The organism is Gilliamella apicola (genome assembly GCF_000599985.1).
Lineage (GTDB): Bacteria > Pseudomonadota > Gammaproteobacteria > Enterobacterales > Orbaceae > Gilliamella > Gilliamella apicola.
Window position 1 is genome coordinate 1862945 of sequence record NZ_CP007445.1, and the last position, 13297, is coordinate 1876241.

Sequence of the window (13297 nt, forward strand, 5' to 3'; positions counted from 1 at the left end):
AGTATTACTACCTTTAACTGCAATCCATTCATACATCAATCTCGACAACCATATAATTCATAAAGCAATTGAGAATGATGTGTTTCATCAAGTTTTATTCACGTTTTACCATATTGATTTATCTTCCCAATTAGGATCAAAACCACTACCGGCATTTGCAACTGCCATATAATTAGCATAACCTTCGGCTAATAACACTTTTGGTAGTTTATCAAGTGCAATTGCGCTATCTTTTAAACCCTTTTTATTACTAAAATAAAGATAATAGAGTACTACCGGAATATTTTCTTCGGGCACCATGCTGCCACTGAATTCAATATTGATATAAATATTTAGGCTACTAAAGTATTTATGATAACCATAAAAACTTCCGTGAAATTCAATATCATCGCGCCCATAACCTAATTTTGTTAAAACACTACGTAGAGTAAAACTATCGGTCAACCAGCCTAAACGATCATCAATAACGCCAGCTTCAAATTTGCTCATATCCGGTAATGGATCACTAAACTGCTCAAACAATGGATTTACTCTGTAATCTTTAAGATGCGTTTGCCATTGTGCTATATCATCACTCGCTAGTAACACTGAATGGGCAACGGTAATAAAGTGATTTTGATCAAGTAAGATTTCTTCATCTCGATTCGTTATTAAACTGCCATCCTCAGTTGGTCTAAAGCTATTGACAATCTGGCCATTATTGTCTAATTGTAACCAAACTAAACGTTGAATTAATCGTCCCACAATTGGATGTGGTTGCAGATATTTTTGCCAATCGTCTACTCGCCATTGACGCTGGGCACACATGGCTTCGTAAAAACGGCTAATTTGCATAGTGAGCAATTGGCTAAGCTCTTTTTTACTGTTACTAAACTGTTTTTTTGCCTCTTTAACGAGTTCAGGATTTTCACTTTTACGTGCTTCAGGTAATGCTTTGATGTTTTCTCCATCAGCATTCTTTAATTGCCATTTAAATTGCTCATCCAAACTAGCAGTAAAAGTACGCTCACCGTAGTCAAGAATTAGCAAACCATTATCATCTAACCCTGCGGTCGATATGGTGCGATCAGTTAGTTCATCAATAGTCCAGCCTGAGCGATGGGCAATGCTTTCCACCAAGTGTCTGGCCTTTTCTTGAATGGATGCCGTACGATAGCGACGAGCTAATGATAATAATAATTGAATGATCATAGGATCATCACTGTTTGCCAATGGTTCAAGCATCGCTTCAATTTGAGCTCGACGTTGATAATGATTTTTCATAAACGAACGTAAGAGAGATACAGCAACCCGGCCTTCAATACCACAGGTTAACGCTAATATCCCTTTGGCTTTAATGGCCGAGCCAAGATAGGTTGCTAATTTTTCATTTTTGATTTCTTCAAAAACCTGTTCATAAGTAATATTTTTATATTCAGAATAATATTCTGGTGAGCTTTGGTAATATCTTATATATTTTTGCAATCGCATATCAGCTTCTGAACTGGCTTTGGCTTCCGCCTCTTCTAATGTCGTTATTCGGATATCTTGATTAATGAAACTTTGTAAAATAAATTCGCCTAATTGTTGCTGACTTTGAGCACTTAATAATCGATTATAAATAGTTAACAGCGGATTAGCCGGATCTTTTAATTTGACCGCTAAACAGATCCACCACTCAATAATTTGTGGTTCAATTATTTTACCATTTTGCCAGCTCAAAGATGGTATTAAGTTAAAATCAAACCAATCAAAATCAGTTATTTTTTTCCCTTTTAAGCCTTTTTGGGCATCAGCCAATAACTTTTTCGGCGTTAAGTGCTGACTAATGTCTTCACCAAATTTTTCCAGCGCAATCAATATTGCCGCTTGAACTGTTTCGCGTTTCTCTTTTTTTAGCGTAGCATTTAGTGCTTTAATTGAGCTTTTTTGTCCTAACTCGGCCAACCAATTAGCTGCGGTAATACGTAGCTCTTGTTTTGTAGAAGATAAGGCTTGTTCAATTTGACTATGTATATTGGGGATCTGTCTTAAGGCATTTTGAGCGGCATAACGTAATTGTTTACTTTCGCCTAAAGCTGATTCTAACAGGTAAGCGACATATTTAGCTGGAATCGTTGGAAACAGTTGTAATATTTTTATAGCACAAATTTTATCAAAATCAATATCAATATAACCAGTACACTGAATGGTTGGTAAAGGAGCCAAACCTAATGTTTGATCAATTAAAAAGTCATTTTCAGCAAAAAAAGCCCATAATTTATAGGGTTCATTTTCATAAATATTATGATAATAATCGCGATTTAAAAACGATAGCGCAATTTCATATTCAACATGAGGACAGAAATTGAGTTTGACCATGACATCGGCAATTTGTCTAAGGTCGTATTTTTTAATAATTTCATAATCATCCAATAATAATAAATTAAACCATAAATTACTACTTTTACCCATATGTAGCTTGTACATTCGGACTAAATGAAACATAGTAAATTCAGGTAAATTTAATAGTCGCTGTTTAATAAATAAAAAGCGAAAACTAATTTTCTTATCAATTGCTGAACGATCAATTTTACCATTCAAATAATCAAATATATTATCAAGATCCTCAGTTGTAGTTTTTTTCTGTTTGCGATATATTTCTTGTGAGTATTCCCTTTGAATACCATCTTTTTTATTAGCTTCTATCTCTTCTTGCGCTTCTTTTTCACATTCAATCAAAAATTCTTGAAAATTTTGCTGCAAAATATCTCGAGCTGTTATTGGTAATGGCGTATCACTGATTGGTTCAAAATCGGGAATAACTAGCTCAGGTTGCTGTTTGGCTATATTGGCAGTTTCTAATCTTGATAAGGCGTTTTCTATGGTAGTAATAACCGTTTTATTAGTTTCGCTCGCTAATGCTTGCTGTAAAATTACAGGATCGGCAATAATTCTAGCTAGCAATACAGCAGCACTACTGCGCTCTTTAACCGAACCTGAAGTTAAAAAGTGTTGTAATTGTGGTTGAATCAACTCTAGTGGTAAATTTAGTAGTATTTCTGTAGCTAATTGGCTCACCTGTTTGGAAGTATTTAACGCCTGCATGGCAAGAAAATCAACCAATTGCAACTGGAGTTCTGGATATCTTTGAATGTATTTAAGTTGTTCTAGCTGTCCCAAAAGCGCTAAACCGAGCGAGGGAAGTTTCTTAAATAGTTCAATGTGTTCTTGAATATAAATCAATAACCCATTTAACCGAGTAAAATATTTAAAATCACGCAAAGAACTTTCAAAAATATTTTGACGGTCAAAAATCGCAAACAACAAGTTTTCGCCTAATCCTTCTTGTTCAATTTCAAGAAATTGATGTAATTGTTGCATTGACCAACTTTCACGCTCATTAATTTTGTCAAAGGTTTTGGTTTTACCATAATATGGGAATGTAGTAAGTTCACAACGTGGTAATGTAGTAAGTAATCCATCATATAACAAATAGATAAACCATTTTGGCAGTTTCTCGGTTATACATTCAATGAAATGTAGATGTTCAAATAAAGTGGCTACAACTCGAGCAAATCGAATTATTTGTTCTGGTGTATAAGCATCAGTCCAAATCTTATAAAAATCAATACGGGCTTGTAACGACGGATGAATGTTGAAAGAAGAAAAACCAGCTGGACCTCGTAATAATTCATAAATTTGATTAGCATTACCTGGTATTTGACATAATTTATCAAAATCGATCAGAACATTTAGTTCATCACCCTGTAAAATATATTGGGTAATGCGAGATGGCAAGCTTTTATCTTGTTCGATTAATGGTTCAAAAATGGTATTGATTAATTGTGCAGATGATAATTGTTCTGTTTCGTTCATATTCCTTTATTCTCCATTAAAGTTTAAATTTTTATTATCCATTTGCAATTGATTTTTATAGATATTTATTATTTTCAAAAAGTTTTTTATACTTGATAATCACTACACCATATATCGGATTTTTGGATACGCCCATGTAGTATATTATCTGTATAAAATTAGATTTTTTAATATTATCCGACTTGTCTTTCAAAATAATGTGATACTGGGTTGTCCCATTAACATTAAACAACACTGTTTTTCTAATAGTAATAAATTGCACGGTCAACTAACAGATCATCATCAAAAAAGTTATGACTAATGCCTAATGTTCCCAACCTAACTAAATTGAGAAACTGATTTTGATGAAAAAACAATTTTAAGGATTATTATTGTCATTATCGACTTTGCTTAATTTTGCCAATTCTTGGCTATAACACTCTTATGCAGTTAATCGTATTACTTGTTTCTGACTTACTATCTTTTTTATCCTTTCAATCTGAATCAAATTTGCTTGATACACTGGCAACCACCGTATAATCAATAAAACTTTCAGCCAATAACACAGGTAGAATATTGTTAACATTGATTTTTGCTGTGATTGATTGCTTTGTTCAAAAAAACAAGCATACCAAGTATATCAAGCACAATATAATTCCATTTATTACATTTATTTTTTTATAGTACATTTAGATCATCAAGAACCATGACATCTTTGCCATATAAAATATAGTAACAAATCCACTAAAGCATTGTCTGTTCTAATTTATTTAAACCCGTAACATAATAAAAAATAACATGATATATCAGGTTTGACCATGTTTCACTATATTAATATATCTTTCCAATTAGGATCAAAACCGCTACAGACATTTGCAACAGCCATATAATTAGCATAACCTTCGGCTAATAACACTTTGGGTAGTTTATCAAGCGCGATTGCTCTATCTTTGAAACCCTTTTTACTACTGAAATAAAGGTTATAGAGTACTACTGGAATATTTTCCTCAGGTACCATGCTGCCACTGAATTCAATATTGATATAAAGATCTAGACTGTCAAAATATTTATGGTAGCCATAAAAACACCCGCCATCTTCAATATCATCACGCTCGTAACCCAATTTCTTTAAAACACTACGTAGTGTAAAACTGTCGGTCAACCAGCCTAAACGGTCATCAATAACCTCATCTTTAAATTTGCTCATGTCTGGTAATAGAGCACTAAACTGCTCAAACAATGGTTTTACTTTGTAATCTTTAAGATGCGCTTGCCATTGTGCTATATCATCACTTGATAGTAACGCTGAATGGGCTACGGTAATAAAGTGATTTTGATCAAGTAAAATTTCGTCATCTTGATTCGTTATTAAACTGCCATCCTCAGTTGTTCTAAAGCTATTGACAATCTGACCATTATTGTCTAATTCCAACCATACTAAACGTTGAATCAATCGTCCCACAATTGGGTGTGGTTGCAGATATTTTTGCCAATCTTCTACTCGCCATTGACGCTCGGCACACATGGCTTCGTAAAAACGGCTAATTTGCATAGTGAGCAATTGGCTAAGCTCTTTTTTACTGTTACTAAACTGTTTTTTTGCCTCTTTAACGAGTTCAGGATTTTCACTTTTACGTGCTTCAGGTAATGCTTTGATGTTTTCTCCATCAGCATTCTTTAATTGCCATTTAAATTGCTCATCCAAACTAGCAGTAAAGGTACGCTCACCATAATCAAGAATTAATAAACCATTATCATCTAACCCTGCAGTTGATACAGTGCGATCAGCCAGTTCATCAGTTGTCCAGCCTGAGCGCTCGGCAATACGTTCTACCAAATATCTGGCCTTTTCTTGAATGGATTCAGTGCGATAGCGACGAGCTAATGATAATAATAGTTGAATGATCATAGGATCATCACTGTTTGCCAATGGTTCAAGCATCGCTTCAATTTGTGCTCGACGTTGATAATGATTTTTCATAAACGAACGTAAAAGAGGTACAGCAACCCGCCCTTCAGTACCACAAGTTAAGGCTAACATTCCTTTGGCTTTAATGGCTGAGCCAAGATAGGTTGCTAATGTCTCTTTTTTGATTTCGTCAAAAACTTGTTCATAAGTAATATTTTCGTATTCAGGATAATATTCTGGTGCGCTTTGGTAATATCTTATATATTTTTGCAATCGCATATCAGCTTCTGAATTGGCTTTCGCTTCCGCCTCTTCTAGTGTCGGTATTCGGATATCTTGATTAATGAAACTTTGTAAAATAAATTCGCCCAATTGTTGCTGACTTTGAGCGCTTAATAATCGATTATAAATAGTTAACAGCGGATTAGCTGGATCCCTTAATTTGACCGCTAAGCAGATCCACCATTCAATAATTTGTGGATCAACTTGTTTTCCATTTTGCCAAGTTAACGTTGGTATTAAGTTAAAATCAAACCAATCAAAATCAGCTGGTTTTTTGCCCTTCAAGCCTTTTTGAGCTGCAGCCAATAATTGTTGCACCGTTAAATATTGACTGATGTCTTCACCAATTTTTTCAAGCGCCACCAATATCGCTGCTTGTACTATTTCGCGTTTCTCTTTTTTTAGCGCAGCCTTTAGTGCTTTAATTGAGCTTTTTTGTCCTAACTCAGCCAACCAATTAGCTGCGACAATACGTACCTCTTGTTTTGATGAGGACAAGGCTTGTTCAACTTGATTATGTATATTGGGGATCAGTTTTAAGGCATCTTGCGCTGCATAACGTTCCCGTTTAATTTCACCTAAAGCTAATTCAAATAGATAAGCGACATATTTAGTTGGTATAGTTGGAAAGAGCTGTAATATTTTTATAGCACAAACTTTATCGATACGATAATAAGCAGATTTAGAGATTTGTTGAGGAGCAAAACCTAATGTTTGATCAATTAAAAAGTCATTTTCAGCAAAAAAAGCCCATAATTTATAGGGTTCATTTTCATAAATGTCATGGTAGTAATCACTGGTTACAAAGGGCCGAGCAATAGCGTATTCAACCTCTGGATAGAAATTGAGTTTGACCATGACATCGGCAATTTGTCTAAGGTCGAATTTTTTAATAATCTCATAAAAATAGTTAAGATTTTCAAAAGAATAATTAATATTGCTAAGTAACTCGTTCATGCGGAGTAAGTGAAACAAAGAAAATTCAGGTAAATTTAATAGTCTATTTTTAACAAGTACAAAGCGAAAACTAATTTCCTTATCAATTTTTTTGAGTAATGCTGAACGATCAATTTTACCATTAAAATAATCAAATATATTATCAAGGTCCTCAGTTGTAGTTTCTTTCTGTATGCGATAGCTTTCTTGTAAGTAAACCCTTTGATGGCCATCTTTTTTATTAGCTTCTATCTCTTCTTGCGCTTTTTTTTCACATTCAATCAAAAATTCTTGAAAATTTTGCTGCAAAACATCTCGAGCAGTTATTGGTAATGGCGTGTCACAGAGTGGTTCAAAATCAGGAATAACTAGCTCAGCTTGCTGTTTGACTACATTGGCTGTTTCTAATCTCGATAAGGCACTTTCTATCGCAGCAATAACTGTTTTATTGGTTTCGCTAGCTAAAGCCTGTTGTAAAATTACAGGATCAGTAATAATTCTAGCTAGTAATACAGCAGCATTACTGCGCTCTTTAACCGAGCCTGAAGTTAAAAGGTCTTGTAATTGAGGTTGAACCAGCTCAAGTGGTAAGTTTAATAGTATTTCTGTAGCTAATTGGCTCACCTGTTTGGAAGTATTTAACGCTTGCATGGCAATAAAATCAACCAATTGCAACTGAAGTTCCATATGCTTTTGGATAAAATTTAATTGATCCACTTGTCCTAATTTAGCTAACCCTTGAGTCGGTAGTTGCTTAAATAGTGTTATATGCTCCTGAATATAAGGCAATAAGCCATTTACCATAATAAAATATTGAAAGTGACTATGAGAATAAACACTAATATTTTGTCGATCAAAAATTGCAAAGAGTAAGTTTTCACCTAAACCTTTTTGTTCAATTTCAATTAATTGATGTAATTGCTGAATTGACCAATTTTCACGTCCCTCAATTTTGTCTTCATTTTCACAATAACATGGTAGTGTTGTAATCAAACCATCATATAATAAATAAATGAACCATGTTGGTAATTTCTCGCTAGAAACTTCAACGACAGATAAACGGTCACATAAGGTAGCAAAAATTCGAGCGAATCTAATTATTTGTTCTGACGAAAAAGTTCCTGTCCAGCGTCGATAAAATTCAATACGGGCTTGTTCCGTTATTTCTATTTTAACTGAAGTAAGTAAACTATAAAGTCGGCATGGCCTACACATACATTCATGGAGTTTATAAGCAATATCAGAAATTTGACATAATTTATCAAATTCGACCAAAACATCTAGCTCATCACCCTGTAAAATATATTGGGTAATACGAGATGGTAAGCTTTTATCTTGTTCGCTTAATGGTTCAAAAATAGTATTGATTAATTGTTCAGGTGATAATTGTTCTATTTTGTTCATATTCCTTATTCTCCATTAAGGTTAAAATCTTGGGTACCCATTTGTAATTAATTGTTATAGCGATTTGTTATTTCCCCAAAATTTTTTATACTTGGTAATCACTACACCATATATCTGATTTTTGTATACGCCCATGTGCTATATTATCCGTATAAAATTAGATTCTTTTAATATCATCTGTCTTGTCTTTTAAAAAAACGCGATACTTGATTGCCCACTAGCATTAAACCCTGTTTTTCCAATAGGAATTTACCATATAAAATATAATGACAAATCCGTTTAGGCATTGATTGTTCTAATTTATTTAAACCTGCAAAGCAATCAAGAATAATCGGATCTATCAGGTTTAGCTATGTTTTACCATATTAATTTATCTTTCCAATTAGGATCAAAACCATTACAGGCGTTTGCAACTGCTATATAGTTAGCATAACCCTCTGCTAATAACACTTTGGGTAGTTTATCAAGTGCAATTGCTTTATCTTTGAAACCCTTTTTATTACTGAAATAAAGGTTATAGAGTACTGCTGGAATATTTTCTTCAGGTAGCATGCTGCCACTAAATTCAATATTGATATAAATATTTAAACTGCTAAAACATTTATGGTAACCATAAAAACATCCGCCATCTTCAATATCGTCACGCCCATAACCTAATTTTGTTAAAACACTACGTAGAGTAAAACTGTCGGTCAACCAGCCTAAACGGTCATCAATAACGACATTTTTAAACTTATTCATATCCGGTAGTGGATCACTAAACTGCTCAAACAATGGATTTACTTTGTAATCTTTAAGATGCGCTTGCCATTTTGCTGTATCATCACTTAATAGTAACGCTGAATGGGCTACGGTAATAAAGTGATTTTGATTAAGTAAAATTTCTTCATCTTGATTCGTTATTAAACTGCCATCCTCAGTTGGTCTAAAACTATTGACGATCTGACCATTATTGTCTAATTCCAACCACACTAAACGTTGAATCAATCGCCCCACAATTGGGTGTGGTTGCAGATATTTTTGCCAATCTTCTACTCGCCATTGACGCTCGGCACACATGGCTTCGTAAAAACGGCTAATTTGCATAGTGAGCAATTGGCTAAGCTCTTTTTTACTGTTACTAAACTGTTTTTTTGCCTCTTTGACGAGTTCAGGATTTTCACTTTTACGTGCTTCAGGTAATGCTTTGAGCTTTTCTCCATCAACATTCTTTAATTGCCATTTAAATTGCTCATCCAAACTAGCAGTAAAAGTACGCTCACCATAATCAAGAATTAACAGACCATTATCATCTAACCCTGCGGTTGATATGGTGCGATCGGTCAGTTCATCAGTAGTCCAGCCTGAGCGCTCAGCAATACTTTCTACCAAATATCTGGCCTTTTCTTGAATGGATGCCGTGCGATAGCGACGCGCTAATGATAATAATAGTTGTATGACCATAGGATCATCACTGTTTACCAGTGGTTCAAGCATCGCTTCAATTTGTGCTCGACGTTGGTAATGATTTTTCATAAAACTACTTAAAAGTGACACAGCAACCCGACCTTCAATACCACAGGTTAACGCTAATATTCCTTTGGCTTTAATGGCTGAGCCAAGATAGGTTGATAATGTATTTTGTTTAATTTTATCAAATACTTGTTCATAAGTGATATGATTATAATGGGGATAAAGATCCGGATAACGCTGATAACATTCAATATAACCTTGCAATTGTGCATCGGCTTCTGAGCTGGCTTTGGCTTCCGCCTCTTCTAAAGTTGGTGTTCGGGTATCTTGATTAATGAAACTTTGTAAAATAAATTCGCCTAATTGTTGCTGACTTTGGATACTTAATAATCGATTATAAACCGTTAACAGCGGATTAACTGGATCTTTTAATTTGACCGCTAAACAGATCCACCATTCAATAATTTGTGAATCTACTTTATCACCATTTTGCCAAGTTAACGTTGGTATTAAGTTAAAATCAAACCAATTAAGGTCGGTTGGCATTTTACCTTTTAAACCTTTTTGGGCATCAGCCAATAATTTTTTCGCAGTTAAGTGCTGACTAATGTCTTCACCCATTTTTTCCAGCGCCACTAGTATTGCTGCTTGTACTGTTTCGCGCTTCTCTTTCTTCAAAGCTTCATTTAAGAATTTAATCGAATTTTTGTACCCTAGTTCCGCCAAACATTCTGCGGCAGCAATACGTACCTCTTGTTTAGAGGACGATAAAGCTTGTTCAACTTGATTATGTATGTTGGGGAGCCGTTTTAAGACATGTTGCGCAGCACAACGTACTGGCTTATTTTCACCTAAAGCTAATTCAATTAGATAAGCAACATATTTAGCTGGAATCGTTGGAAAGAGCTGTAATATTTTTATGGCACAAATTTTATCGATATTGTAATAAGAAAACAAAGCGATTTGTAAAGGAGCAAAACCTAATGCTTGATCAATTAAAAAATCATTTTCAGCAAAAAATGCCCATAATTTATAGGGTTCATTTTCATAAATATTATGATAAACATCATTATGTAAAAACGATCTAGCAATTTCATATTCAACATGAGGATAGAAATTGAGTTTTACCATGACATCAGCAATTTGTCTAAGATCGAGGTTTTTAACAATGTCATACTGATCGTATAGCTTTTCAAAAGAATAATTACTCTTTGGACTACTAAGTAACTCGTTCATTCTAAATAAGTGAAACAAAGAAAATTCAGGTAAAGTTAATAATCGATTTTTAGTAAGTAAAAATCCAAAATCAATTTTCTTATTAAGTTCTTTGAATAATGCTGAGCGATCGATTTTACCATTCAAATATTCAAAGATATTATCCAGAGACTTTGATGTTACTGTTTTTAACTTTATATAACGGTTTTGATGATCTGTAGATGATCCTTTGTTTTTTTGTTTTTCCTCTAGCTCATATTGCATCCATTTTTTACATTCGATAAGGTACTCGTCAAAATTTTGCTGTAAAACATCACGTGCACTTGGTGGCAATGGAGTGTCAATAATTGGTTCAAATTCAGGAATAACTAAATCAGCTTGTTGTTTGGCTGCATTGACAGATTCCAATCTCGATAAAACACTTTCAAGGGCTGCAATAACTGTTTTATTAGTTTCGTTAGCTAAAGCCTGTTGTAAAATTGTCGGTTCAGAAATGATTCGAGAAAGCAATATTGTTGCATTAGCACGCTCCTTAGCTGTGCCTGAAGTTAAAAAGTGTTGTAATTGCGGTTGAATCAGCTCATGCGGTAAGTTAAATAGTATTTCTGTAGCTAATTGGCTTACCTGTTTAGATGTATTTAATGCCTGCATGGCAATAAAATCAACCAGTTGTAACTGAAGCTCTGGATATCTTTTGATGTATTTAAGTTGTTCTACCTGTCCAAAAAGTGCTAAACCGAGTGAGGGAAGTTGCTTAAATAATTCAATCCGATCTTGAATATAACTCAATAATCCATTCAATCGAGTGAAATATTGAAAGAATTGACAACTATCGACAGCTATATTTTGACGGTCAAAAATCACAAACAACAACTTTTCGCCTAATCCTGCTTGTTCAATTTCAAGAAATTGATGTAATTGGTGGATTGACCAATTTTCACGTTCCTCAATTTTATCTTTGTTTTCGCTATAAGATGGTAACGTGGTAATCAGTCCATCATATAACAGATAGATAAACCATGATGGAATTTGCTCGCTTACATGTTTAATAAAATGTAAATGGTCAAATAAAGTAGCTAAAACTCGGGCATATCGAATGATTTGTTCTGGTGTATAAGTATCTGTCCAAGACTTATAAAAATTATTGCGTGCTTTTAACAACCAATGAATTCCGTAATTAATACTGGAATAATTATAACGTGAACAATGAAACTCAGCTGGTCTTTCTAATAATTCATAAAGTTTAACTGCATTGTTAGATATTTGACATAATTTATCAAAATCGACTAACACATCAAGTTCATCACCATGCAAGATATATTCTATGATTCGTGTTGGCAAAGTTTTATCCAGTTGACTTAATGGTTTAAAGATAGTGTTGATTAATTGATTAGATGCATGTGGACTTGTTGATAATTGTTCTGCTTTTTTCATATTCCTTTGTTCTCCCATTAAGGTTCAAATCTTGGGTGTCCATTTGTAAATCGGTATCATAGCGATTTGTTATTTTCAAAAAGTTTTTTATACTTGATAATAACTATGCCATATATCGAATTTTGTGGAATGATTAGGTACTATATTATCCCTATAAAATTAGATCCTTTAATATCATTCGTATTATCTTTCAAAACTACGTTAAACTCCACTTACTTTAAACCTTGTTTTTTAATAGTGATAAATTGTAAGGTCAACTGACAGATCGTCACAAAAAAATTACCACTAATGCCTAATGTTCCCAAACTAACTAATTTAATGCTCTAATTTTGATAAAAAAAACTTATGCTTATTATTGCCATTCGACTTTGCTTAATGTTGTCAGTTCTTGGCTATAACGCTCTTATGCAGTTAATCGTATTACTTGTTTCTGATTTACCATCTTGTTTATCCTTTAAATCTGAATCAAATTTACTTGATACATTGGCAATCGCTATATAATCAGCAGAACTTTTACTTATAATATAGACGGGAAGCGATGCGTGTCGATTTTTGCTGTGATTGATTGCTGTGATTGATTGCTTTGATCAAAAACAAACATGCCAAGCAGAATATAACATCCTTCATCATATTTATTCGTTTTTGGTAATACATTTAGATCATCAAGAACCATGACATCTTTTCCATATAAAATATAATGACAAATCTGATCAGGCATTGACTGTTCGAATCTATATAAAACAGCAAAGCAATCAAGAATAATCTGATCCAACAGGTTTTGGACATGTGTTACCATATTAATTTATCTTTCCTATTAGGAGCAAAATCACTACTAGCATTTGCCACTAC

Annotated in this window: 5 protein-coding genes; 1 reads left to right on the forward strand and 4 read right to left on the reverse strand. The window is 33.7% G+C overall.

Annotated features, from left to right (window positions below; all coding sequences use genetic code 11):
* Positions 1–105: 105 nt before the first annotated feature.
* The 3 genes from GAPWK_RS08505 to GAPWK_RS08515 all read right to left on the reverse strand — a co-directional run bounded on the left by GAPWK_RS08505 (position 106) and on the right by GAPWK_RS08515 (position 12448).
* Positions 106–3837: a DUF4132 domain-containing protein gene (locus GAPWK_RS08505; RefSeq protein WP_051516262.1), complete on the reverse strand. Its 3732-nt coding sequence runs from the start codon at positions 3835–3837 to the stop codon at positions 106–108.
* 805 nt (positions 3838–4642) lie between these two features.
* On the reverse strand, positions 4643–8347 hold the full coding sequence (locus GAPWK_RS08510) for a DUF4132 domain-containing protein (protein WP_038517407.1): 3705 nt from the start codon (positions 8345–8347) through the stop codon (positions 4643–4645).
* A gap of 357 nt (positions 8348–8704) precedes the next feature.
* The gene (locus GAPWK_RS08515; RefSeq protein ID WP_051516263.1) at positions 8705–12448 is read right to left on the reverse strand and encodes a DUF4132 domain-containing protein; all 3744 of its coding nucleotides are present in this window, start codon (positions 12446–12448) and stop codon (positions 8705–8707) included.
* A gap of 345 nt (positions 12449–12793) precedes the next feature.
* Between GAPWK_RS08515 and GAPWK_RS14920 the strand changes: the two genes are divergently transcribed.
* Positions 12794–12949 (forward strand): hypothetical protein, encoded by a 156-nt coding sequence (locus tag GAPWK_RS14920; RefSeq protein ID WP_158413595.1) that lies wholly within the window; start codon positions 12794–12796, stop codon positions 12947–12949.
* Between the two features lie 16 nt (positions 12950–12965).
* Here the strand turns inward: GAPWK_RS14920 and GAPWK_RS08520 are convergent, their stop codons facing one another.
* Positions 12966–13244, reverse strand: a complete 279-nt coding sequence (locus GAPWK_RS08520) for a hypothetical protein (RefSeq protein ID WP_025315814.1) — start codon at positions 13242–13244, stop codon at positions 12966–12968.
* Between the last annotated feature and the right edge of the window lie 53 nt (positions 13245–13297).

What these genes read in the sequence shown, in the direction of transcription:
- GAPWK_RS08505 (WP_051516262.1), bottom strand. Translation starts at nt 3,837, where the DNA reads ATGAACGAAACAGAACAATTATCATCTGCACAATTAATCAATACCATT.
- GAPWK_RS08510 (WP_038517407.1), bottom strand. Translation starts at nt 8,347, where the DNA reads ATGAACAAAATAGAACAATTATCACCTGAACAATTAATCAATACTATT.
- GAPWK_RS08515 (WP_051516263.1), bottom strand. Translation starts at nt 12,448, where the DNA reads ATGAAAAAAGCAGAACAATTATCAACAAGTCCACATGCATCTAATCAA.
- GAPWK_RS14920 (WP_158413595.1), top strand. Translation starts at nt 12,794, where the DNA reads ATGCTTATTATTGCCATTCGACTTTGCTTAATGTTGTCAGTTCTTGGC.
- GAPWK_RS08520 (WP_025315814.1), bottom strand. Translation starts at nt 13,244, where the DNA reads ATGGTAACACATGTCCAAAACCTGTTGGATCAGATTATTCTTGATTGC.